This window comes from Nodularia sp. LEGE 04288 (assembly GCF_963896525.1).
In the GTDB taxonomy this organism is placed as follows: Bacteria; Cyanobacteriota; Cyanobacteriia; order Cyanobacteriales; family Nostocaceae; genus Nodularia.
Genome location: NZ_CAWQOY010000105.1, coordinates 83,913 through 107,816, shown reverse-complemented (window position 1 = coordinate 107,816; position 23,904 = coordinate 83,913). Strand labels below are relative to the sequence as shown.

General features: G+C 40.0%; 20 protein-coding genes and 2 pseudogenes. 5 read left to right on the top strand and 17 right to left on the bottom strand.

Going from position 1 to position 23,904, the window contains the following annotated elements:
- Positions 1-5: 5 nt before the first annotated feature.
- Entirely contained in the window at positions 6-953 is a 948-nt protein-coding gene (locus AACX33_RS11415) for an ATP-binding cassette domain-containing protein (protein ID WP_194003057.1), read from the bottom strand.
- A 190-nt stretch (positions 954-1,143) separates the two neighbouring features.
- Here AACX33_RS11415 and AACX33_RS26500 point away from each other — a divergent pair.
- Positions 1,144-1,236, top strand: a pseudogene (locus AACX33_RS26500) (penicillin acylase family protein); the annotation flags it as partial.
- A 120-nt stretch (positions 1,237-1,356) separates the two neighbouring features.
- Here AACX33_RS26500 and AACX33_RS11410 read toward each other — a convergent pair.
- The 16 genes and pseudogenes from AACX33_RS11410 to AACX33_RS11335 all read right to left on the bottom strand — a co-directional run bounded on the left by AACX33_RS11410 (position 1,357) and on the right by AACX33_RS11335 (position 17,928).
- Positions 1,357-1,833 (bottom strand): DUF3237 domain-containing protein, encoded by a 477-nt coding sequence (locus tag AACX33_RS11410; RefSeq protein ID WP_194003059.1) that lies wholly within the window; start codon positions 1,831-1,833, stop codon positions 1,357-1,359.
- Between the two features lie 423 nt (positions 1,834-2,256).
- The gene (locus AACX33_RS11405) at positions 2,257-2,991 is read right to left on the bottom strand and encodes a Coq4 family protein (RefSeq protein WP_194003061.1); all 735 of its coding nucleotides are present in this window, start codon (positions 2,989-2,991) and stop codon (positions 2,257-2,259) included.
- 290 nt (positions 2,992-3,281) lie between these two features.
- Positions 3,282-3,512, bottom strand: coding sequence for a hypothetical protein (locus AACX33_RS11400; protein ID WP_194003063.1), 231 nt, complete (start codon positions 3,510-3,512; stop codon positions 3,282-3,284).
- 132 nt (positions 3,513-3,644) lie between these two features.
- Positions 3,645-3,944: a putative quinol monooxygenase gene (locus AACX33_RS11395; protein ID WP_194003065.1), complete on the bottom strand. Its 300-nt coding sequence runs from the start codon at positions 3,942-3,944 to the stop codon at positions 3,645-3,647.
- 270 nt (positions 3,945-4,214) lie between these two features.
- On the bottom strand, positions 4,215-4,853 hold the full coding sequence (gene mtnB / locus AACX33_RS11390) for a methylthioribulose 1-phosphate dehydratase (protein WP_194003067.1): 639 nt from the start codon (positions 4,851-4,853) through the stop codon (positions 4,215-4,217).
- 4 nt (positions 4,854-4,857) lie between these two features.
- Positions 4,858-5,076 (bottom strand): annotated as a pseudogene (locus tag AACX33_RS11385) (2-hydroxy-3-keto-5-methylthiopentenyl-1-phosphate phosphatase); the annotation flags it as partial.
- 59 nt (positions 5,077-5,135) lie between these two features.
- On the bottom strand, positions 5,136-5,690 hold the full coding sequence (locus tag AACX33_RS11380; protein ID WP_194003069.1) for a 1,2-dihydroxy-3-keto-5-methylthiopentene dioxygenase: 555 nt from the start codon (positions 5,688-5,690) through the stop codon (positions 5,136-5,138).
- Between the two features lie 136 nt (positions 5,691-5,826).
- Positions 5,827-6,525 (bottom strand): methyltransferase family protein, encoded by a 699-nt coding sequence (locus AACX33_RS11375; RefSeq protein ID WP_194003071.1) that lies wholly within the window; start codon positions 6,523-6,525, stop codon positions 5,827-5,829.
- A 153-nt stretch (positions 6,526-6,678) separates the two neighbouring features.
- Complete coding sequence (locus AACX33_RS11370) at positions 6,679-8,139, bottom strand: NAD(P)-binding domain-containing protein (RefSeq protein WP_194003073.1); 1,461 nt, start codon at positions 8,137-8,139, stop codon at positions 6,679-6,681.
- A gap of 98 nt (positions 8,140-8,237) precedes the next feature.
- Positions 8,238-10,856, bottom strand: a complete 2,619-nt coding sequence (locus AACX33_RS11365) for an aminotransferase class III-fold pyridoxal phosphate-dependent enzyme (RefSeq protein ID WP_194003075.1) — start codon at positions 10,854-10,856, stop codon at positions 8,238-8,240.
- A gap of 93 nt (positions 10,857-10,949) precedes the next feature.
- Entirely contained in the window at positions 10,950-11,993 is a 1,044-nt protein-coding gene (locus AACX33_RS11360) for a 3-oxoacyl-[acyl-carrier-protein] synthase III C-terminal domain-containing protein (protein ID WP_194003077.1), read from the bottom strand.
- A gap of 112 nt (positions 11,994-12,105) precedes the next feature.
- Positions 12,106-14,199 carry an AMP-binding protein gene (locus AACX33_RS11355; protein ID WP_194003079.1) on the bottom strand — a complete coding sequence of 698 codons (2,094 nt, stop codon included), beginning with the start codon at positions 14,197-14,199 and terminating at the stop codon, positions 12,106-12,108.
- A gap of 113 nt (positions 14,200-14,312) precedes the next feature.
- Complete coding sequence (locus AACX33_RS11350; RefSeq protein ID WP_194003081.1) at positions 14,313-15,434, bottom strand: acyl-CoA dehydrogenase family protein; 1,122 nt, start codon at positions 15,432-15,434, stop codon at positions 14,313-14,315.
- Positions 15,435-15,488: 54 nt separating this feature from the next.
- The gene (locus tag AACX33_RS11345; RefSeq protein ID WP_194003083.1) at positions 15,489-16,466 is read right to left on the bottom strand and encodes a Rieske 2Fe-2S domain-containing protein; all 978 of its coding nucleotides are present in this window, start codon (positions 16,464-16,466) and stop codon (positions 15,489-15,491) included.
- Positions 16,467-16,510: 44 nt separating this feature from the next.
- Complete coding sequence (locus AACX33_RS11340; protein WP_194003085.1) at positions 16,511-17,644, bottom strand: DUF3419 family protein; 1,134 nt, start codon at positions 17,642-17,644, stop codon at positions 16,511-16,513.
- Between the two features lie 62 nt (positions 17,645-17,706).
- The gene (locus tag AACX33_RS11335; protein ID WP_194003087.1) at positions 17,707-17,928 is read right to left on the bottom strand and encodes a hypothetical protein; all 222 of its coding nucleotides are present in this window, start codon (positions 17,926-17,928) and stop codon (positions 17,707-17,709) included.
- Between the two features lie 531 nt (positions 17,929-18,459).
- Here AACX33_RS11335 and AACX33_RS11330 point away from each other — a divergent pair.
- The 4 genes from AACX33_RS11330 to AACX33_RS11315 all read left to right on the top strand — a co-directional run bounded on the left by AACX33_RS11330 (position 18,460) and on the right by AACX33_RS11315 (position 23,903).
- Entirely contained in the window at positions 18,460-20,388 is a 1,929-nt protein-coding gene (locus AACX33_RS11330; RefSeq protein ID WP_194003089.1) for a fatty acyl-AMP ligase, read from the top strand.
- Positions 20,375-21,982, top strand: a complete 1,608-nt coding sequence (locus tag AACX33_RS11325; protein ID WP_194003091.1) for an acyl-CoA dehydrogenase family protein — start codon at positions 20,375-20,377, stop codon at positions 21,980-21,982. Before AACX33_RS11330 ends, AACX33_RS11325 begins: the two co-directional genes overlap by 14 nt.
- 140 nt (positions 21,983-22,122) lie before the next feature.
- Positions 22,123-22,407, top strand: a complete 285-nt coding sequence (locus AACX33_RS11320; protein ID WP_194003093.1) for an acyl carrier protein — start codon at positions 22,123-22,125, stop codon at positions 22,405-22,407.
- Positions 22,408-22,598: 191 nt separating this feature from the next.
- Complete coding sequence (locus AACX33_RS11315; RefSeq protein ID WP_194003095.1) at positions 22,599-23,903, top strand: hypothetical protein; 1,305 nt, start codon at positions 22,599-22,601, stop codon at positions 23,901-23,903.
- Position 23,904: the final 1 nt, after the last annotated feature.

The following is a 23,904-nucleotide window of genomic DNA, read 5'->3' as shown; positions in this document are numbered from 1 at the left end:
GAGATTCAAGAGGATTTTTCTGATTCGTCTGTGGTGTGACCAGTCAAGGCAAAAAACACATCATCTAGACTGGGGCGACGTAGAGAAATGTCGGTGAGGGTGACACCAACTGCTTCCACACGTCGGATGACCTCAGATAAAGTTTGTACGCCGTGGGGGGCGGGAAGAGTTAGAGTACTTTTACCAGTGATTTCACCGAGGCCGGCTAGGGATTCCCGGACTTTTTGCTCATCATCAGGAAAAGCAAGTTGCAATTTACAAAAGGTTTCCCCAACTCGGTTTTTGAGTTCGTCGGCTGTACCTTGAGCGATCGCTTGTCCACGATCTATGACTACAATCCAGTCAGCTAACTCATCGGCTTCTTCTAGATACTGGGTGGTCAGGAGAATTGTCATTCCTTGTTCCCGTAATGTTCTGACCATATTCCATACTTGGTGACGGCTGCGAGGGTCAAGACCAGTTGTAGGTTCATCAAGAAATAATACTAATGGCTCAGTGATAATGCTGACTGCCAAATCTAGCCGCCTTCGCATCCCACCAGATAATTCCTTCACGCGCAGATTTACTGCTTCCTTTAAATCAAATTGCTCTAGTAATTCCGTTGCTCTGCGTGCAGTTCGAGCCTTCGATAGCCGCAACAGTCGCCCGAAAAATACTAAATTTTCTCTAGTGGTGAGTTGTTCATCTACAGCCGCAAATTGTCCAGTGAGTCCAATTAATGACCGGACTGCCGCTGGTTGCTTCAGGACATCATAACCTGCGATCGCAGCGCTACCTTGATCTGGTTTGATTAAAGTCGTGAGGCAATTAATAGTTGTAGTTTTGCCTGCGCCGTTTGGTCCGAGTATACCCAGCACTGATCCAGTGGGTGCGGAGAAGTTAATTCCTCGCAATACTTCTTTTTTGCCAAAATACTTTCTCAGGTTTTTGACCTGCACCATCATATCGGTCATGGGAGTTATTTATATTCCTTGTGGAAAGACTCCCAGTCATCTAGGAGTTCTTTTTTTACTCACAAATTATTGAGAGTAATTATTAATATGAACTTTTACAATAACAAACAATCATTACATCTGCAATTGCTATTGTGGGTTCTGTAGATTCAGTGAAATTAATGGTTAATTTCTTTCAGCTTTAACTGTTTTATTCCTGTGGTACGAAGCACAAATCACGGCTCCAGGTTTTCATGCTTATGGAGCAACACTTGTGGGTATTCCAGTTTTAGCGGAATCTTTCTGAAAATTTGCGAGAGCGATATCTGCGGCGGGCTACGCCATCGCTCTCCAAATCGCGCAGCCTTAAACCTACGTTGCTACTCACGCCCCTAATAGCCGCGCCACAATCTCGTTGCAATACCTAATTCACTGCATAGATTTCGTAAATTACGCCGCCTTCACCAGTGCGTCCTTTGCCGATTGTGATGATATTATTCAGCCATGCGTACCGCTCATCACCTGTCTCGAATACAGGATTAGTCCTGAAATAGTATCGCTCCTCTGCGCCTTTGGGATCGTCCGGCTTTAAATAATCCACCGCATACTCAAAGTTTTCTGGGCTGGCGATCATCCGTCCGCCATAAGTCATGAGAATGGTCGCTCCGTCATCAGTCTTGAGACATAGACGAACGTCGATCGCGCCGGACCCGTCAGCCCTGATTCTAGACCAATCGCCACCGGACATAGGGATAACCTCACCTCGGAGTTTCGCTCCCTCGAAATTTCCAGACTTGGACATAAAGATCATGCGGTGGCCATCGGGGCCTTGTCCGACATCCATCGGCGGTTGAATCTGTATTCTTAACTCGAACAAGAATTCGGTCTTCAGCTCGGACATCGGTATCTCCTTGGTGTGTATTGCTTCTGGTTGCGGGCTTAACCTAAATATTTACCCTGAGTATCAAGCCGCCATCAACAGCCCCATTATATACAGGTGTTGGTCATAAAACTCAAACTAGAAAGCAGTATTATAGGACTTACGCACTGTACAAAATGACTATCATGTGTAGCAACGAAAATCCCTGATTTCAGGCTATTGGCTAATAGCTTTAGCTCACTAGCGATCGCTAGCTAACGGTGAAAAAATCAAACTTGAATGCCTGAAAATCCATACACATATTTAATTACTTCTGTCAATGCGTAAGTCCGATATTATATGGAGGCAGCGAAGATGCTAGTTTCTCCCCAGAGTAGTTTTTTTTCACTACACGAGTGGGTGCAGTGTTTGAACACTAAGTTTTCCAAAAGTCTGCGGATCAGCTTAGACTGCTGCGAGTGCGGCCTCCTGAAAGCTTTGATATCTTAGCGGAGAAACATTTAACTCCGATCTCCACTCGGCTAGCGGCTTTTCCCAAGCCTCTTCCCACTTCTGCCCCAGAAAGGGTTTTGCTTTATACCCTGCATGATAGCCCTGCTGAATCACAAGTATAATCGGGTTCAAGTAATCGCTCTGCGTCTTGATCAGATTCAGGATCGCTCCGGCAATCAGTATTACTGCCAGCGGATCGCGGTTGTTTGCAAATTGAAATCCTGCAAGCCCAATTCCCCCAAAATCAGTCAGGCCATATCCTGAAACTGTATGCCAAATATCATGGGTTTGTCGCATCCGCTGAACGTAATAGCTCTGGTCATCTTTAACCTCGACTTCGGGAAAAAAATCTTGCTGATAGTTTACGGCTCGCAGGTTAGAGGCATAGGTAAAGCCTAACGAATCTTCAGGCAGCTGGAGTAATTCTTGTAGATCGGGAGTTGGTCCAATATATCGTTCTTCAAAAAGTTGCGCGATTTCAGGGTGAGACTTGAGATAGGTAATCTGGGAAGTAAGAACTTCCTGCTTGGCTAACGCATTCTCAACATCAAAAATTTCCTGGATACCTACTCCGACATCGATAAATGAAAGGAAAGCTTGCAGAGCTTTCAGAAGTTCTGGTGTAACCGTCATGTCAGCATCGATTGCATGGACGGGGCGAACTCCAGTGGAGGGAGGATTTGACATCGGGAAACCTTAGATAATCAAATTTACACAATGAATTATAAGTAAGTTGACCTGAAAAAATCAACATAAGTTACGAAATGTAAAATCAATAAATACATTGAGAATAAGTCATTTCACTGATTTCATCAAACTACAGATAGGATGATGGTGGGTTACGGACTATCGTCATAACCTACCCGAAAAATTGGGGATTTTATTCCTTAGAAGTCCCTTACATTTAGTGCTAGTGCTGCGTTCTCGGTTGATATTAATAATCAAGAACAATTAGTTGTAGTTTGTGAGGTAGAGCGTCAATATTTGCAAAATCTAGATGGTGATGCGATCGCCAAAAATATTTTAAAAGCAGGTGAGTTCATGAATAAATCAGGGTTTTGGGCTTTGCGATCAGTGAAGCTTAAGCCTTCGGTTCCAAAGTATCCAACAGATATTCTGACGGCATCCCAGTTAATACTAATCCAAGATGTGTGACTGTGATGAATCGCTGCTTCTGTTCCCGAAACAACACATAAATGAAATACCAAGACTCTTTCTCTTGCTTTCTACGATATTTTATTTCCCAGTAAACTGCCAAATTAAAGCGACAGAAACCTTTTCTTTGTGTGAGATTCACCTAATGTTTTGACCATGCTTGTCGCCCCCTCAACAAAATCGCATTACTCCCAGAGGTGATAACGTCGAATATCCGGTGGTGTAGCAGTTAATCCTTCTAGTTGGGCTACAGCTGCTTGCATATGGGCTGAAGCTAAATGATTATCTAATGCTTCCCCAGATTCCCACTCTTCTACAAAAGTAAAGTCAGTTGGATCAGATTGATTTTGTAAAAGTTCATATTTAATAACACCTGTCTCTTTTCTAGTTGGTTCAAGCAATCCCAATAATAAAACTTTCAGTTCTTCTACTTTATTTGGTAAAGCCACAACACGAGCTACAACATGAATAGTTTGGTTAGTCATTGGTCAACGCTCATTAATTAGGGTTTGCTGACAAAGGAATAAAAAAGCAAGGGAAGGATTAATTAGCTATTCAAGCAAGGGAGGAGATAAGTTTTTGTTGTTTAGAATTAGCCCAGGTATTATTTATTTTTACTCATAACAAAAATGAAAAAAGGCATGATTTAAAAAAATCGCCGCATAAATCTTTGCTTACTCTACGAGAAGAGCAAATAAATTTTGAGATCACGGTTACATTCAGTCAACTAATTTTACTTAATTTCCGTAAGAAGATTATTTATTGGGTAATACGTCTAGCCTACTGGCGACTACCATGTAGCGAAAGATGTACTCTAATAACTCTATATAATTACGAGATGCTTCTCCTGAAGCAGCCCAAACTGTAATACCATGATCACGAATTAGTAATGCTGGTATTTGCGGTGGAGTTACGGCAAAACGTTTTTCAATATCAGCAGCAATCTGGGAAACTTCCAGATGATTGGTAAAAATTGGCATTACACAACAGGGGTTTTCTTGCCAAACTCCCAAACCTTTGAGCATTTCTAGTGGTGGTAAAGGTAAACTATCCCCTGCAACCAGGCGAGAAACCAAATTGCCCTCAATTGAATGTATATGATAACAAACTTGTGATTCTGGAAACAGACGGTAAATTAGCTGATGAATAGACGTTTCAGCTGAAGGCTGCAAATTAGATGCTGATGCTTCTAATTTGCCATCTGGAGCTATGCGAACAAAATCGCTTAGTAATAACTCACCCTTAGATTTACCACTGGCTGTAATCCAGAAGCTACCATCCGGTAAACGAGCTGAGAGGTTACCGGCAGTTCCTAGCATCCAACCTTGTTGGTAAAAATAACGGGCAGTTACAATTAGTTGCAAACGAGGATCTGCTGTTGTGGGGCTGGTCATAGGTTTAACTCCACAATTTCGCTAAATGATCGCGTATTTCTAAAAAATTATTCCAGCGAATATAGACTTTTTGGTGTTCATCTAAATATTCTGCTAAGGGAGAGCGTGCAAATACAACAGCTGCTTGCAATCCCATATTTAAGTCGGTAATAGAGTCACCGATCGCTATCTTCTCATCAGCTGGGTACTTATCCATCACCTGCACCTTGGCGATTAGTTCTGTATCTATCCGCTTCATCTGTTCTCCTGCCAAGCTTAGTATTCCCTATTCCCTGTTTTTTTTCATCTTTCTATGGGTTGGCGAATACGAATTTGTGTCCCTGTATATTGGGGTGTCCAACCTTCTGTGGTAATGAAATAGCGTACTGCTTTCACCCGTTTTGCTGGAGTAAGATAAAACCAATGTTCAGTTCCGGCTGGGACGTTAATATATTCTTCTGGTTGTACTGTCAGTTCTGCTTGACTACCATCAGGACGTACCAAGCCAAAAATCGCTTCTCCATCAATGACGTAGCGGACTTCATCATCTGCATGTGTATGAATTTGGTCAAACTTTGCCATTAACATATCAAGATTGGGAATCCCTTGATGAAGCACAACTAAATCACGAGTTTTATAGCCTGCTGTCTGTTGTAGTTGCTCAAAATAACTATCTAAAGCTTTGAGGACTTGTTCCTTTTCATCTTCGTTGAGGCTATCCTGTGCCAATAATCGTTTGAGTTCGCGGTTATCTGCAACAGTCCAGCGATTAAGTTGAATATTAAGGGGGGCTAACTCCTGGGAAATGTTAATTAAATCAGTGTGGAAAGTACCATCTTCTAGTTTGAGAATTGCCATTTTTGAACTCCAAAAAATCATTAATATCTTGAAGAATTGTTCTATGTAGTTAATTCATATTGCAATCAGCAACGCCGATTATTGAAGTTGTTTTTGCTGTTAAGTGATTAGTCAAGATAATTTTATATTCTTCACTCTAATAAATCAACGGAATTATCCGCTTCGTTTGCTGACAATAATTTGTCCATTGTTGACCAAACTCTTGCTGGAGTAAGTTTTCTTCATCATAAATCCGCCATGCCAGCAACAACGTCATTACCCCAGTTATTACTAAACCCGCAATTGAAAGGTAGATGAGTGAAACTCCTAAAATCCAAAGAATCAAACCCAGATAACGAGGGTGGCGTATATAGCTAAATGGTCCATCTGTAACTAATTTATGGTCTTCTTGAAGTGTCAAATTGAAACTATATTGTTGACCGAGGTGTATTGGACCCCAAAAGGAGAAAATTACACCAATAGTAAAAATTACTAGCCCAACATATCTTAAATAATTTTCAGCTTTAATTTGCCATAGGTTGTAATGATCGCAGTATGGCAAGAAGCTAAACATGATCACGTAAAGAAGGATGCTCAACCATAACATGACTTTTTGGCGATTGACCAGTTTATCTTTAACTCCGTCACTCAAAGTATTTTTAGGCATAAACCAGGCATAAACGATACTCATAAAAATTGCAACCAATAAGAAAATAACTCTAACTGGATTTGCAAAAAATTCTGTCAAGTCATCAATACCCCAACCTAAAAGCGGTATATCAATCAACAAAAAACCATAGATTAGTAAGCTAAAAATAGCTTTAGATATGCTCAAAAATTGGTTATAAATCATCATCCAACTCCTGAATATCGCTAGAAGTCCCTAATACCATTACACAACTTATTATATTAGGAATCATCAATGATATTTGAAAAATTTTAAGTAGTGTAGGCAATGCCCAAACCAAGTAATATTTCAAATATCAAATATTAGTCCTATACTATTAACTTACTTCCGAACTAGCTTGGGTACTTTTTTGAGCCAAGACGTAGCGCCTTCCCATTTATGAGGTCCATTAAGCCTGAATTGTGTGGCCATCATTGGACCGGCGAAAATCTCCTTCAAAATTTTCCAGTTTTCCCAAACTTTAGGCAGGGCGTTAATTTCCTTGGCGATGTCATCCATGTAGTCAAAAGCTGAAACGCGCAAGCTGCGGTATGCACTGTCAAGCCAGCCTTCTTCCTGATGTTTTCTGTGGGCTTGGATTTGCTCTTCCATTGCTGCTTTTGATGGTAAATCAACTTCACCAGAAATGACTTTAGAAAACCAACGTGCTTGCAGTTCAGAGGTGGGAAATATTACGTTTCCGTAAACAAATCCAATAAAGCCAAAGTTGGGTAATTCCGGGGGAAATACCATCTTATAAAGATTTAAGTTTTTTTGATGGTCTTCACCTAAATATTCTTTCATAAAAGGAATATTAACTTGGTAGCCTGTGGCATACACAACGATATCTACTAATTCGCTGCTGCCATCTTCAAATACAACTTTATTTTCTTCAAAATGTGCAATATTTGGTTTTGTTTTGATTGCTCCCAGCCGGATGCGGTTTAAGGCATCTTCGTTAAAAACAGGGCCAGATTTCTCAGGACCAACATTTGGCTTAACACCACAAGCCTGGTGATCTAACATAATCGGGTAAAACTTTTTAATGTGAACCAAAGATAAAATTTGGTGACGGAAAGGGATATGTTTATTCAGGCGAGTAACGATAAAATCGAAGGGTATTCTTTCGCAGTATCTGGGAAGTAACCAACGATTTTTACGGTAACTCCAAATTGCTTTATTAGAGCTATAAGATGCCGTGACTGCAATATCAACTCCGCTTGGTCCATTGCCAACAATTAGAACATTTTTTCCTGCAAAAATTGAAGGCTCTTTATAATCTTTGGAATGCATGATCATTCCTTGAAATTTTTCTTCGCCAGGAAAATTTGGCAATCTTGCATCATTATAAATACCGCTACAAACAGCGATCGCATCAAACTTGAAGGTAGATTGACCTTCAGCTATTCTGACGGTAACCTCCCAATAATCATCCTTTCTGCAAACTTTATCTACTGCTGTATTGAATTTGATATGTTTCCTAATATCAAAGTGGTCTACGTAGTCATTGAGATATTGAAGAACTTCTGTATGGTGAGGAAACTCACTGCTCTCCATCGACATAGGATAATCGGAGAAAACACTAACATACTTTGAATGTTGAAAGTGAACCGTACTAAAAGCTCGTCCGCTAGTATTTTTAAAGACCCAAACACCACCAACTTGATCGCTGCTTTCAAAAACAGTAGGTTCGTGACCATCTTCAACAAGACATTTTGCTGTAGCAATACCACTAGCACCAGCACCAATGACAGCAACTTTACATTTACGAGTAGATTGTGGGGAAGATTTTAGTAAGTTCATAAAATAATCTCAGTATTTTTTGAAAAAAGGGGAATAAGGAATAGAGAATCAGCTTCTTATCTCTCCATGAGACTTTATCTCTGATTCACTAACTAAACTTAAAGTGTAAAGAAACCATCTTCTAACATTTCCTGCAAACTTAAATTGAAGGCAGTACAAATAAGTTCTAAGTCTTCTTGGGTGTGGGCTGCGCTCAACATTAAGGTGTGGAGTTCGGGCATATAAATGCCGTGTTTACGCATATAATATGCTAAAGCAAGATTGACTTTAAAATTACTACCAGATTGCTTTTCTCGGAAGTATGTAGCAGATTTGTGACTAAATGTCAAAGAAAAAATGGACCGATTTGCTTTTACTTGGATTGGTACACCGTGAGAGCGACCAATTTCTAGGAGTTTTTGTCCAAGCCAATTAGTGTTATTGTCAAGTTTTACATATATTTCCGGATGTTCTTTGAGATAAGTTAATGCAGCTGTTCCGGCAAGACAAGTTATTGAGTTTCCACTCATCGTGCCGCCAACAAAGGCTTTCTTTTCATAGTCACAGAAGGGGTCTTGAGAACTTTTACCAATGTCAATCAGTTTCTTTTTACCAACCACTGCACCACAGGGAAGTCCTCCTCCAATTACTTTACCTAAACAGGTCAAATCAGGGATAATTCCTGCAAGGTTTTGTACGCCGCCATAAGCTACCCGAAATCCCGAAACAACTTCATCAAAAATTAGAGGAATGTCTAACTCTGTACATATTGCTCTCAGTTTTGTGAGAAAATCAACGTCGTAACTAGCTAGTAATGAAGGCATTGGTTCGCAAATAACACAGGCTAGTTCAGATGCTTCTGAGCGCAATCGCTCCAAACCTTCAATATAACCGTATTGCAAAACCAGAGTATTTTTGACTGTCGCACTGTCAGTTCCTTGAGTTCCGGCAATCGGCTGAGGATCGAACTTTTCACCTGTAAAGCGGAACCAGGAACTAACCATTCCTTGGTCTGAAAATCCGTGATAGTGTCCCTCAAACTTCGCGACTCGATCTTTCTTTCTATAAGCCCGGCACAGACGCATTGCTTGTAAAATGGATTCTGTTCCTGAGTTGGAAAGAATTGCTTTCTCAGCACCTGGTAAAGCCTCAACAAGTATTTCGGCTAGTGTTAATTCCGCTTCATGCCCAATTGCGTTGACAAATCCGTTGGCAATAGCTTCAGAAATTGCTTGGTTAATGACAGGATGGGCGTAGCCTAAGAGATGAGGACCGTAACCGCATGATATGTCTACGAAAACATTACCATCAAGGTCTTCAATTTTGCTTTTATCAGCCTTTTTGACAAATACTGGATAAGTGCTGGGGAAAAAATATCGATTAATGTGAGTAGGTGCGACTAAGGAATTGTTGGCGCGATCGCGCATTGCTAAAGAGGAAGGAGCCGTTTTTTGAAAATAAGCATCGAAAGTTTCTTTGACTTCTGGATTCATATAAGGAGAATAACGGTCTGTAAACTTACGCGCATTCTCCCAAATATCAATATTTGGATCTATTTGACTCGCAAAGCCTTCACAAGATAAAAATACCAACTCAACTTTTGTAAAATTAGTTGTGTACCGTGCGCGATACTTACGCAATATCTTGCTAACATCTTGGAAATAACTAACTGTTGACCATTGAGTTGTACTGATATCAAAGTGATATTGCAAAACGCTTTGAATTTCTTCCGCGTACTGACTCAAATTTTGACTAATGTAGTCTTTATCTGTGACAAAGTGCTGAGTAAAACGCTCTACAGCTACATCCCATTCCTTACGAGTACAAGCGTAGTAAAAAGATGATAACCCCCATTTTTCATCTTCGCTAAGTTGAACAGTAATGCCATAGTCTAGAAGGATAATCGAGCCATCTTTTGTAAAAAAGATATTTCCAGGATGGGGGTCTCCATGACATAACCCATGCATATAAAGCATAGTATAAATAGTATCTTGGAAACGTTGAGCAAGAAGATTGCGTTTTAATTCAACTTTATGAACATCTTTTCCTGGGATTCCTTCCATGAACTCCATAAACAATAAGTTAGAAGTAGAAAGGTCTTTAATAATCGCAGGAACCTTAACATAAGGGTGATTTTTAAAGTTGTTATATACTTCTTCCTGCTTTTGAGCCTCCTGCTTCATGTCTGCTTGAATAATCAGCAAATTTCTTAATTCTTGCAGACGCTTTGGTAAACCTAGTTCTCGTACAGATGTAACTAAAAAATCAAGGATGGCAACAAAGAACTGGATAATATCCAGATTTTGTTTCAGTTGATTACGAACATTTTTCTTAACAACTTTGACAGCGACTTTTTGACCAGTTAACAAGGTGGCGCTATGGACTTGAGCAATCGAACCACTAGCTAGTGGCTGAAAGGAAAATTCACTAAAAACGTTTTCAAATGCCAGAGGCAAATCTTTGGTAATAATTTTCCTTGTATCAGCTTCAGACATAGAAGGTACATTATCTTGCAGTTCTCGCAATATTTGTACCCAATTTTCTGGAATCAAATCGGAACGTGTTGCTAAGATTTGTCCAATTTTGATGTAGACTGGTCCCATCTGGAGGAAATACCGATAAATCCATTGCCCTTGTTTTAAGATGCGCTCTTCTTTATTTTTACCTATAGTAGTCAGAAAATATCCACAGAGGTAAATGAAAGTTAAGCCAATAAACCTGAAAAGTTGCAACAACATTAACTGTTTAACCTCTTGTTAATTAATGATTTGCTATTTTAAAGAGAAGATGAGGAGGTAAAGGGAAGCAATACTCCTCTGATTAGCTCTTAATTAATAGATAAATGAATAGGCGCAAAAAGACATACCTGCACTACCAACCCAACCGGCAATCCGATCTCCCCGCTTAATCTGTCCGGCTGCGATCGCTGACGCTATACCTGTGGGTACAGAAGCAGAGACGAGATTTCCATAAGTTGGATAAATATGCCAAAGGAGATGTTTGAGGTTTAATGCTTCGGCAACTTTGTCCCATTCTCTTTTTGACGATGCATGGGGGAAAATTGCCCGAATCTCCTCAATCGGAGCTTTTAAGCATTTAAAGATATTGATGAACTCCGGAAATGCATTGGCGTGCAACTCAACTCCAAAAGAGGTAAATTTGTTAATGCCATTTAAACCAATACGCTGAGAAGGTGTGCAATAACCTTCGTATCCATCTAAAGGTACGTTGCACAAATCTGCCAGGTCTGGACGAGATTTAAAGTGAAATTCCCATTCTCGATCTGGATCGCAGGAAAGAATTGTTGCTGTCGCTGCTTCTCCCAAAGTATAAGCCGGAAAAGACCATTCAATAGCTTCAACATTGGGCAGTTGGAAAACAGTCGGAAAAACTGGTCCACCGAAACGCATATTGCATTCGGCGTTAACGATCAAAGCTCGTTTGTAACGACCCGTTTGAAGTAGTGAGTGGACTATGTTCAGTGTACGAGTCCAACTCATGCAAGCATCGAGGATATCAAAACACTCTGCTTTTTGCAATCCCAGACTAGCTGCAATGTGGTAGGCTGCTGCTGGTTCTATAAATCCTCGACCAATACCTGTATAGACCAGTAAATCTATGTCATCTTTATCGCAGTTTGCCTCCGTAATTGCTTCTTGAAAAGCACGAGCTACTAAATCAATTGGCCTTTCGTCTTTGTCTAACCAATGACGGGTATCTGAACCTGAATAGCGAAGGAAAAAATTGATTTTACTTAAAGCTGCCTTTAAATCTCCTGTAAAGGTTGGTTTGCTATATTCCTCAATCAATGCCAAAATATCATCATTTGTCAGTTTTTTGGTCGGCAAAGCCGCCTTGATTGCTTCAATTTTCATGTGATTTTATGGAAAGAAGACAAAAATTGTTTTCGGTTGTTCATTGGAAGCTATAGTTTTGCTGAATAACTTCCTTAGCATTGCTCAGGGTTAAAGGATTTATCGAAGCCAGTTATGATGCTACTTTAGCGACAGAAACAACATTTTGAGGTTGAGAAATTTGTTTGGCTAATGCATCAATCGATGGAAAATCCCACAACCAATCAGGAACAATTGAATAGCCAAGCCAAGTCTCTAAATCTCCATGTAAATTCATACTATCTAAGGAACTAAGACCATAATGAGTAAGAGATTCATTGGGGTCTATTTCTTTTATATCTAAGTTTCTCTCTTTGGCAATCCACGAAATCAGCCAATCTTGAATACCTAGCTTGATGATGTTGGATAAGTTATTTTGCATGGGAGATTTACCTTCATTTATTATTTGTTTGTGTAACTGCTCTTTCCACTCTTGTACGACATTTAATTGGTTGTTTAAAAATTGAGTACGACAAGCCTGACGTTGAATTTTGCCACTGGAGGTTTTAGGAATGTTACCTGTTCTTAGCAGTAATACAGCGTATACCTCTAGTTCGTGTTCTTTGGATACTGCTTTGCGTATGGCTTGAATTACTTGATCAGCGTCTAACTTACGCAGGTAACTACGCTGAATTTCACAAGCAATCACAAGTCTTTCTTGCTCATTCTCATCAATGCTAAAGACAGCGCTATATCCTGAACGTAGGCTGGGGTGACTTTCTTCAACTGTTAGCTCGATATCCTGAGGATAGTGATTGCTACCTCGGATGACTATCAAATCTTTAATTCGACCTGTGATAAATAACTCGCCATCTTTGACAAAACCCAAATCACCTGTTCGCAAGAAGGGTCCCTCGCCATTATCAGTTAGATAAGCTTCAAATGTGCGCTGAGTTTCTTCAAGTCGTCCCCAATATCCCTGAGCAATACTAGGACCTGATACCCAAATTTCACCAACTTGACCAGATGGAGATTGAGTGAGAGATTCAGTATCGACAATGACAACTTTTGCGTTTAATACAGTACTACCACATCCAACTAATGTCTTGACAAACTGTTCGTCTTCTGATGCTTCTACAATTAAATTTTTTGCCAGTGAATCTGCTTGAATAGTTAACATTGTTGGCAAGTCGTCCTTTTTAGCAGATGACACTTTCAGTGTTGCTTCTGCTAGTCCATAACCAGGGTAGAAAGTACTCCAACGGAAACCATAAGGTGCAAAAGCTTGATAGAATTCTTCCAATGTTTGACTTCTTATTGGTTCTGCACCATTTACAGTCACCTCCCAACTACTGAGGTCTAGATTTTCCCGTTGTTCTGGTTTGATTTTGTCAGCGCATAAATCATAAGCAAAATTTGGTGCGCCACTGTGAGTAGCTTTGTAGTCGGAGATGGCTTTGAGCCATCGAATTGGTTTTTGAACAAATGAGTCAGGTGACATAAATATACATGGGAACCCATTATATATTGGTTGAATCACTCCGTATATTTGTCCAAAATCATGAAAGTGAGGTAACCATGATACGAGAATACTATCAGTCCCTGTTCTCCATGAAATGGCTATTTCTGCTGAGTTACATAAAGCATTTTCATGACTAATCATTACTCCTTTAGGTGTTGAAGTAGAACCAGATGTGTATTGAAGATAAGCAATAGAAACACTGCTGATTGATTTGGACTGCCATTGGTCAGCTAGATTTTCATCAATTTTGTCAGTTGCTAACCATTGTAGTTTTTTCAAATCAGGAGCATGATTTAATAATGTTTGTACATTGATAAGAGATTGATTATTTGTCAAAGCGATTTGTGCTTGAGAATCCTCCATAATTGACTGAATCCGAGACATCTTGCGGTTATTTCTCGGCGAATAAAGAGGAATCGCAATTAACTCTGCGTAAAGACATCCAAAAAAGGCTGCTATATAATCAAGTCCTGGTGGATAAAGTAATAAAATTCTATCTCCTGGAGTTGATATATTCTGCAAATATACAGCAATACTTCTAGCTTTAGTATCTAGTTGCTGATAAGTTAAAGTTGACTCTAGTCCTTCTTCATCTTCTAAATACGTGAAAGCAATTTGATTTGATTGATGTAAAGCTCTATAGCGTAAAAGATCAACCAAATTGGAGAAGTTGTTGTTGTTGCTTATACAACTGCTATTTGTAATCGTTGTAATGACCTGATTCATGGGAATTATTTAAGTAGGTTGGCGGAATAACTATCACTAGTTAGCATTTATACTTTCACCATAAAACGCAAATACAAGCCTATTCCAGCGAATTTACATTGCGTTTCGTGAAATTAAGGCATCATTAAAGGCCCACCCGCTAAGTAGTCATCTAAATAAGATGCCATACTCAGACGTGAAGGTGGATGGAACGCAAGCGCTCTGGAAGCTGCTAGCAAATAAGCAACTTCTCCAGAACTAATAAACGCTATACCACCCAGTAACTCTGCGGATGTTTCGACGACTCGTTCTATAGCACGTTGGACTGAATAACGGACAAATAAAGATTGTGCAACGTCAGTGTCGCTGTTCCCACCAAGCATAATCGAATTTGCCACAGCTTCGAGTCCTGCCATTGCTCCTTCGACTTCAATTGCCACCAATGCGCGATCGCTAGGGTTACCTTTACGTTCTGCTATTACCCGCTCAACAAGGGCGCTAGCTGTACCTAGATAGGAAGCTGATAAAAATAACTCAACCCAAATAAACGCCTTAGCCAGGATGTTTCCTAAGTCCTCTGGTTTACCTAAATAGTAAATAAATTCCTCTGGGACAAATACTTCGTTTAAGATTATTTCATCGCTTTCGGCTCCACGCAGAACCCAAGTATTCCAGAAAGGTTTACGCTCTATCCCTGGTGAATCAGCTGCGATGATCACTAATGCTAACTGATCTTCATCTCCTGATTTACCGGGAACAATGGCACTTGCGGTCAGAAAATCCATTGATATGGACAAGCTACAAGGCTTTTTGCTCCCACTAACTAGTAAACCATCGGCCACTCGCTGGCACTTCATAGTTGGTAACAAGATACTTACATCTGTTTTTCCTTCAGCAAAGCCTGAAGCCAAATAGAGATTGTTCTCTGCAACCGCCCTAATAAACTCCCCAACGGATTCATCGGCAATGCTTTCTAGCAAAGCTGCTACTGTGCAATGATGCATATTTGCAGCGATCGCTAAAGAAGGTGAACGACTACCAATCGCTCGCTGAATGTGAGTCAGTTGCAAAGGTGTAACACCAGACCCTCCATATTCCCGTGGAATCAACAATCCTGGACCGCCAAGTTGACGAAAAATTGGTAACGCCGGACTTCCTGTAGCTTCCATCTCCAGAAGAGATTGTTTTTGAAGTTGCTCATCAAGGGTTGGGAGAAACTTTTCGAGAGTAGCACGTTCTTTGTGTAAAAAATGCATTTTTAGATTTTTCTTGCAAGGGGGTAGTGATATCGTTTCCTGTTGCAGCTGAATTTAGTAAAATTGTTCAACCCATTCTCGGAACTGATTAATACTGTGTTCTTCTTTGTACAAAGGAGGATTCTCCAGAAAAATTTTGTGATCCCAGACCATTGCATCCTTATCAACTTCTTCGCAAGCTTTTTTCGTCAATAGTTCTACCAAGAAACGGGTAAAGGGAACATTAATGAATTTCTTCAATTTTGTCACGCATAGGGCTTCGGCATTTTCTTTATCAATTGGCGTATGCATACAAACAAGTCGCCATTCTAGTACTGTTTTTCCATTGGCTTTCAGAGAGACAAGATTTCGATTGCAACCCAATCCATACTGTTGATATGTAGTATGAAATTCGTTGATCCCCAGCAATCTAGATAAAAGGGGTATCCGAACTTCATAAGAGGCAATATGAGTACGTATCAATCCATCTAATTCCAGAGATTCGCTGAGGACTTTACCAAACCTTGTCCCATGTAAATGGCTGAAATGTGCAGTATCTGAATTATTTTCGGCAATTTCTTGTATAGAGCAGGCAACGTTGCGTTTATACATTTGGATTGCAGATACCCACTCTCCACCAGAAAATTCAGGAAATTCGGGCATTTCCCAAGTAGGAGGTTTTCCTTCACTGTGGTAGTAAGCGTAGACTGTACCATTAAGTTCAGCTACTGGCCATTTGCCAAGTTGAACAGTTGGATTATTACCAGTGTGAGGGTAAGGAACATGATTGCAGTATCCTTCTTTATGCCAAATCCAACCGTGGTAGGGACATTGGATACCTTCACCTCTTACCTCTCCTCCGTGACCTAAATGCGCTCCCAAATGGCGACAATGAGCATCAAAGACACAGGCTTCACCACTTTCTGTGCGGAAGAGAACGATATCCTTGTTGAAGTAACGCAGTGGCTTAACTTCCCCTGGACGCAGGTCTTTACTAAAACAAACACGATACCAGCTATTAGGAATTGGGTGAATTCGGAAATTTTGATTCAAGCACATAATCCAGACTCTCTAAATATTACCTCAAATGATCTGTACTAACTAATCCCAGCTACTGTTCTAGTTTCTCTAACTTGGTTTTCTATTTTGTTAATTTGCGCTATCTCAAAACTATACGCAAATGCTAAATCATCGTGATAGAGCGCGTCGGCTAACTCATTATCTCGCTGGAGAGTATCTTCTAAATCAGATGGAATTAATTGCTTATTCAGAAAATTCCGATAGCATAATTTTCCTTGGTTTTCTCCGGTTCTAATTACTTCGTTTATTAAAGCTTTAAACGTCTCTCCGTCAATACAACTTGTGACATCTGACAATGAATACTTATCAATTGATTTCTCAGGCATTTTCTTCATATATTCGATCAAATTGCCTGTCACAATCTCGAATTTTGTTGTGGCTTTACGTATCGCATGATAATTTTCTTCCAGTAAAAAATGAGGAAGACAACGCCTTCCCAGATATTTACCATAGAACATGAAACTAGTCCAGTTATTATCCCGCACTAAGTGATTGTTGAAAGTGTGATGCAATCGTTCTATTAAGTAATCGCCAACATTTACATTCATTTCTACGATATAGTTGGGATCGTTGAGAATGAGGCTGATTGACAAGGGTGAAAAGCCAGTACGAATCAGAGAATTCCAGAAAAAACCAGAGATATGTTTATTGAAAATTTCACGCTGCTCTTCTAAGGTAGAAGCGTGAGCAATCTGCTCAAATTGTCTACCATAAAGTAGACGCATTAACGGCGCAACGAATCTAACGTAAAATAATTCATGCCGTCCTGAAAGCAGAATTCCCTTTTGAATTGCCCACCGATTGGCACTAAAATAAGCAAATGCTTGAGGAGATATTTTATCTTCAAATGAGGAAAATATCTCCCACCGATTAGAGCAATCTTCTACACCAAAAAACTGAAGTAGCTGGTCATATGATAAAGCCCGAATAGCTGCTAGTTTCAATTCGAGCAAATAATTTTGACCAGGTGAGTAATCTACAGATATTAAGGATTTGGGATTGCAAGCAAGAAGGCTAAGAGTTCGACATCCGCTGCCTGTGACAGCGAGTACTTTGTCATTTGATGTAATATCTAAAGCTCTTAACTCCGAGAATGAATCTTCATCACAGGTACTGTATAGTATCCACTTTTCTTGATTAGATTTTGGCATAAAAATAGGATCTTCTTTTTTAGTTTGGTTGATTATTGCAATATTTGGAGCATTTGTATGTATTATGTTTCGACTTTCTCAAATTGATCAGGTCGAGGGGGAGGATTACTGCTCCACCCTTCCAGGGCAAAACAGTGCTTGTAGTAGGGGTTTAGGGTAGGTAGCCCGCGAGTTACCATGATTGGCAATTTTCCCAGCACCGTCTCCAAACTAATCATCACCGTTCCCGTATCAATTGATTTTGCAGTAGCAATGATATTCAATAGGGTTTTGGCTATTCGCATCTCGCGTACCTTACGGTTTTATTACATTAAACTACCTGTACTACTTCGCCCTGTAATCCACTTTTCCGTTGGACGTGGTGGGGCGTGGGTTTATCCCACAATTACTTGAAAACTCGCTTACCATAAGACTTTCGTCTCTTATGTAATCTTAGGTTCGTCACATCTAAGGGACATGATATCACAACTATACTAATTTCTCCGGAGTTCTCTATTCGCCTTGTATTGTATAAAAGTTGATAAAAAACTTAACTTGGTTTTTTAGAGGGGTTATGTTAGTATCACGCAGGTTAGACGTATTAATCTCGATATAATCAATAACTTCTCATTTGCCAAAAACATAATTTGAGACCTGTTAATCGAAAAGATTAGCCAGTATCACTACTTTGGGTAAGTTTAGTTTGGGTTAAAGTCCCGCAAAAAGGCATAAAAAAAAGCTAGAAAAAGTAAAATTTATGAGGATAAAGACTGAATACTGAAAACAGATTCATTTTGATTGCTCGCGTTATTTTCTAACCCGTAAAATACTGGCTTATGAATGTTCGTTTGACCGATTCGCCAAATCCTCTAGAGAAATTTTCAACATTAATAGAGTTACTGATCTATAGAGCGCAGAATCAACCACAGCAGAGTGCTTACACATTTCTGCGCGATGGAGAAACTGAAGAAATCAACCTGACTTATGGAGAACTAGACCAAAAAGTTAGGGCGATCGCATCTCATCTTCAGTCTCTAGGAGTATCTGGCGAACGTGCGTTACTGTTGTATCCACCAGGTCTAGATTTCATTACTGCCTTCTTGGGGTGTTTATATGCAGGTGTTGTAGCAGTTCCAGCATATCCACCCAGAAAGAATATGAACTTCTTGAGGTTGCAGGCGATCGCCACAGATGCTCAAGCAACGGTAGTATTGACTACTTCAGACTTGTTAGCCAACTTGGTCAGTCAATGGGCTGAAAATCCAGAATTGCCAACTATGCACTGGTTAAGCACAGATGACATCGACAGTAATCTCAGTTCAGATTGGCAAGCACCAAGACTAGAGAGGGATACCCTGGCGTTTCTCCAATATACTTCTGGCTCGACAGGAACGCCAAAGGGAGTGATGGTAACACATGGGAATTTGCTATCCAACCAGAGAGCGATCAAGGTCGGCTTCGGACATACAGAGAAAACAATTTTCGTCGGTTGGTTGCCCTTATTTCACGATATGGGATTGATTGGCAATGTCTTGCAGCCCCTATATTTGGGTATACCTTCCATTCTCATGTCACCAGTAGCTTTTCTGCAAAAGCCTTTGCGTTGGTTGCAAGCTATTTCTCGTTACAAAGCCACTACTAGTGGTGGGCCAAATTTTGCCTATGATCTTTGCATCCGCAAAATTACTCCTGAAGAACTTTCTCGTCTTGACTTGAGCAGTTGGGAAGTTGCTTTCAACGGAGCCGAACCAGTCCGGTCTGAAACATTAGAGCGCTTTGCTAACTATTTTGCCGAGTGTGGTTTCCGTAAAGAGGCATTTTATCCCTGCTACGGTATGGCTGAAACGACTTTATTCGTGTCCGGAGGTTTGAAAACATCTCCCCCCGTTCTGTATGAGCTAGAAGCAGCAGCCCTTGAGGAAAATCAGGTAGTGGCGGCTGAATCTGACGAGGGAACTAGAACAATTGTTGGCTGTGGCCGAACCTGGTTAGATGAGAAAATCGCTATTGTCGATCCCGAATCCTTAACTCTGTGTCCCCCCAGTAAAGTGGGAGAGATTTGGGTGTCGGGTTCTTCTGTGGCTGCTGGCTACTGGAGACGACCAGAGCAAACAACCGAAACCTTTCAAGCTTATCTGTCAGACAAAGATGTTAGCGATCGCGACGAAGCATCTCGTAGAGAAGCGTTAGGAGCGTCAGGCCCGTTTCTCCGAACCGGAGACTTAGGCTTTTTGCAAGACGAAGAGTTGTTTGTTACAGGAAGACTCAAGGATGTGATTATTGTCCGCGGACAAAATCATTATCCCCAGGATATTGAGTTAACGGTTCAAAACAGTCATCCAGCACTGCGATTAAATAGTGGGGCAGCCTTTACAGTAGAGCAAAAAGGGCAACAGCGATTAGTTATTGTTCAAGAGGTGGAACGAACCTCTTTGAGGCGGTTGGATATAAAAGAGGTCGTCGGCAATATCACCGAAGCAGTGATAGATCACCACGGCTTACAGGTGTATGCCACAGTTTTAATTAAGCCTGGGAGTATCCCCAAGACCTCTAGTGGGAAAATTCAGCGCCATGCTTGTCGGCGTGGGTTTCTAGATGGCAGTTTGAATGTGCTGGAGAACTCTAGTAGAAGTCCTCATAACCAAGATACATTTCCACAGTTGGCAGATGATGTTAACTCCCTCCTCACAAAAGTGCAGGAAGTTAATCCTGATTTGAAAAAAGCGAATATCAAGGAGGGTGAAAAAGCTAATGCACTTCAATAGTCAAAGCCACTCCTGGGAAAGTTCAAGTCGTCAACGTGCAGAAGAAATTATCTATTGGTTACGTGACTATGCCCAAAGACGAATTAATTCCAGGCTCATGGACGAGCGACGGTGTATAACTCCCCATATCGTTCTAGACTTTGGCAAAAAGGGCTTATTAGGAATGCTCGTCCCTCAATCATCTGGGGGTCTTGGCTTAACCTACCGCGATATGTTTCAAATTGTGGAACAACTTGCAGCTATTGATCTCAATTTAGCTTCATTTGTCGGTGTCAACAATGCTTTAGGAGTCTATCCAATTCTTAAGTATGCTACACCTGAGATCAAAGAAACCTATTTAAAGAATTTAGCTGAAGGCAGAGATTTAGCCGCCTTTGCCATTACAGAGCCATGTGCGGGATCTAATCCCAGAGCCATCAAGGCTGAAGCTCATGCAGATGACAATGGCGGGTGGTTACTAAGTGGAACCAAAATTTGGAGCGGTTCTGCATCTTGGTCAACCATGATCAATACTTTTGCTCACGTTATAGATGAACAAGGCGAATCTTTGGGAGTCACAGCCTTTACCATACCAGAAAATGCCCCAGGATTGAGGCAAGGTGCTGAAGCTCCCACTATGGGAATGCGAGGTATGGTTCAGAATACCGTTCACCTTGAGCAGGTAAAAGCCAATCGTGAAAATGTCTTAGGTGAAATTGGTTCTGGTTTTGCAGTGGCTCAGGACGCAATGCAACTAGGACGATTGGGAATTGCTGTTATGTGTATTGGGGGAATGAAGCGCTGCGCTCAACTTATGCTTCGTTACGCAACCCGTCGTTCAATTGGTATGGAACGGCTAATACATCAACAAATTACTTTGCAACGTCTTAGTAATTTAACAGCAGCAATTGGCGCGGTTGAGTGCTTGGTGAACACTATCACTACACCGCTAGATGAAGGAAAGTCTGTTCCTCCAGAAGCTTATCTTGTAACAAAGATTATTGCACCCGAATTAATGTGGCAAGCAGCAGATAATCTTGTTCAGTTGTTAGGTGGACGGGGTTATATCGAATCTAATATTGCACCCCAAATTTTCCGAGATGCTCGTTTGTTTCGGATCTTTGAAGGGCCTACTGAAACTTTACAAATGCACTTGGGCTTGTTAGCTTTATACCACACCTCGCAACTTTGTTCATCTCTGAAGGAGTTTCTAGGAGCTACAGAAATCAGCGATAAATTACAACACACGGCTGAATATTGTGCCTCTTATCTGAAAAAGCAAAACCTATCTCGGAGTAGTAATAAGAAACTGAGTAAAATACTATCTCAAAAGTTGGGTGACGTGGCTGCATGGGGATTTGTCCTTGCTTGCATACAAAAGTCTGATCAAAGTCAGCCATCAAATGAATTAAAACTTATAGAACAGTGGGGTCAACAAAATTTTCAGGCAAAAATAGCTAATGCTATGAATGACAATCTATCCGAAGAAATTGTAGTGGATATTAATCAGGTAGAAAATCTGATTAATCAGTATACAGAAATGATTGGTAATGTTGAGCAAACTATGGCAGGAGAACAAGATCAACTTGATGAATATCTTTGTAATAATGCCTAAAATATTATAAAATAAGGATGAAAAACCTCATATAGTTAGATAATTAAAATCAGTCTATAATGACTTAAAGTAAAAAGCTTAAAAATCAGAAAATGCGGGTTTGAATACAGTAATATATACCAAAAATTGAGGTTCTTAAAATGACGCAACTTTTTGAAGACAACAAAGCAAGTGAACAGAGCGAGCAATTTACACAACTAAAAATTAGCGAGTGGATTGTTGACTATATGTCAGATTTACTAGAAATTGAACCCGATGAAGTAGATGTAGAAACTACTTTCGCGCGTTATGGTTTAGATTCATCAGCCGCAGTGATTTTAACGGGAGATTTAGGAAATTGGTTAGGAAAAGAGATAGAACCAACAGTCATGTATGATTACCCAACAATCTCCAAGTTAGCAGAATATGTGGCTGAGGAAAACTAAAAAACTGTAAGAGGATGCTTGAGAAGATACAAACTCAATAACTTCTCTATTACAAAATAAGGCGTTGATTCTGAGATAATTTCCCCTTCTCTTGTATGGGGGTTTTTATAGAGCTTTGATGTTAAAGCAAGATACTTGACAATCCATATAAGTAAGCATCGTCAATTACAACATAAAGGTAGCAACATCTCATGATTACTAGCAGTAATACTTCACCAATATCTCAAATTAATAAAGTTATCCCTCTCTTGGAAAAGAACTATGGAAATAACCTTGACTCAGACTACACTGAAAAAATCCAAGAACTAGATAGAAACTTTAACTATAGTGCCAACAGTAATGTTTTTTGGAGTGAACCAGAACACTCTATCCTTTATGGCACACCACTTTATGAACAAGCTTCTCTATCTCAAAAATTAGCACTCAATCACCTGCATTGGGTATTGTTTTACAAGAGAGTTGCTGACAGTGAAACTGAGCTAATTCATTACAACACTATCACAGCAGATTGTCTCATGGCTGCAAATAGTGATCATAAAATGCTGGTGGAACTGTTAGCTCATGAAACTTACCAAGAACGTCAACATATTCATGCTTTTTCTCAAATAAATTATAAAACTACTAAAGCTTTACTAGGTAAAAAAGCTCTAGTGAATCCCGTTTCTGATGAGACTACTGTACGGGAGCAGAAAAAGGATATATCTGCCAATTATATATCCACTGCTGCCAACTTGCTCGCAATGATGCTCCCAGGTAAAAAGCAATCTCATGCCGATTCTGATAAATATTTGTCATTTCCTACCAACGGATTTTTTAATGGATTTTCAGGAAAATCAGATATATCAAGAAAACAGTTCTTTTCAGATAATTGGAGAAGTTATCCATTCTTGGCTGCTAATTTTTATGCTGTGCGCTACATGGCTAATCTACTATTGAAAAACCATGAATTTGGTATACATTGCTACTTCAAAAAAATGCATAAAAATAATGAATTTATAGCGAGTCCAACAGCTATATCTCACTATCATTTTTTAGATGAAGCTTTTCATACAACCACTTCTCTATTTCTTGGTCGAGACTTTCATAAATATTTACCAAAGCCATCAAGATATGAAAAATGGATTGCCAACTTAGCTATCTTACAGGCACAGCACGAAAACCTCAATGCTATTTCTGGAATATCTACCAACCGCTTTTTGAGTGATGGTGATGTGATAATTTTTCTGATGAAACTCTTGCAGAGTCCTGTATTTGATATGTCGGCTCAGGAAGCAATTCAGTGGATTGAAAAGTGCCTATGTTATGAGCATGAAGGATTTCATGTCAACCTGAAGGTACATAATAAACTGTTATCAGAATTACGTAAGTTTGCATATCAACTAGACTACTTGTGGCCTGTAAATAAGGAAATGCGTGTAATGGCTTCAGGAGGTTCAATTAAGAAAGCGATCAAAAATAATATCAAAGCCTTTAATCAGTTTTCTATAGCAATTTAAA

Bases quoted from the DNA above. Each gene is read 5' to 3' on its own strand.
- AACX33_RS11415 (WP_194003057.1), bottom strand. From the start codon at position 953: ATGACCGATATGATGGTGCAGGTCAAAAACCTGAGAAAGTATTTTGGC.
- AACX33_RS11410 (WP_194003059.1), bottom strand. From the start codon at position 1,833: ATGTCCGAGCTGAAGACCGAATTCTTGTTCGAGTTAAGAATACAGATT.
- AACX33_RS11405 (WP_194003061.1), bottom strand. From the start codon at position 2,991: ATGTCAAATCCTCCCTCCACTGGAGTTCGCCCCGTCCATGCAATCGAT.
- AACX33_RS11395 (WP_194003065.1), bottom strand. From the start codon at position 3,944: ATGACTAACCAAACTATTCATGTTGTAGCTCGTGTTGTGGCTTTACCA.
- mtnB (WP_194003067.1), bottom strand. From the start codon at position 4,853: ATGACCAGCCCCACAACAGCAGATCCTCGTTTGCAACTAATTGTAACT.
- AACX33_RS11380 (WP_194003069.1), bottom strand. From the start codon at position 5,690: ATGGCAATTCTCAAACTAGAAGATGGTACTTTCCACACTGATTTAATT.
- AACX33_RS11375 (WP_194003071.1), bottom strand. From the start codon at position 6,525: ATGATGATTTATAACCAATTTTTGAGCATATCTAAAGCTATTTTTAGC.
- AACX33_RS11370 (WP_194003073.1), bottom strand. From the start codon at position 8,139: ATGAACTTACTAAAATCTTCCCCACAATCTACTCGTAAATGTAAAGTT.
- AACX33_RS11365 (WP_194003075.1), bottom strand. From the start codon at position 10,856: ATGTTGTTGCAACTTTTCAGGTTTATTGGCTTAACTTTCATTTACCTC.
- AACX33_RS11360 (WP_194003077.1), bottom strand. From the start codon at position 11,993: ATGAAAATTGAAGCAATCAAGGCGGCTTTGCCGACCAAAAAACTGACA.
- AACX33_RS11355 (WP_194003079.1), bottom strand. From the start codon at position 14,199: ATGAATCAGGTCATTACAACGATTACAAATAGCAGTTGTATAAGCAAC.
- AACX33_RS11350 (WP_194003081.1), bottom strand. From the start codon at position 15,434: ATGCATTTTTTACACAAAGAACGTGCTACTCTCGAAAAGTTTCTCCCA.
- AACX33_RS11340 (WP_194003085.1), bottom strand. From the start codon at position 17,644: ATGCCAAAATCTAATCAAGAAAAGTGGATACTATACAGTACCTGTGAT.
- AACX33_RS11335 (WP_194003087.1), bottom strand. From the start codon at position 17,928: ATGCGAATAGCCAAAACCCTATTGAATATCATTGCTACTGCAAAATCA.
- AACX33_RS11330 (WP_194003089.1), top strand. From the start codon at position 18,460: ATGAATGTTCGTTTGACCGATTCGCCAAATCCTCTAGAGAAATTTTCA.
- AACX33_RS11325 (WP_194003091.1), top strand. From the start codon at position 20,375: ATGCACTTCAATAGTCAAAGCCACTCCTGGGAAAGTTCAAGTCGTCAA.
- AACX33_RS11320 (WP_194003093.1), top strand. From the start codon at position 22,123: ATGACGCAACTTTTTGAAGACAACAAAGCAAGTGAACAGAGCGAGCAA.
- AACX33_RS11315 (WP_194003095.1), top strand. From the start codon at position 22,599: ATGATTACTAGCAGTAATACTTCACCAATATCTCAAATTAATAAAGTT.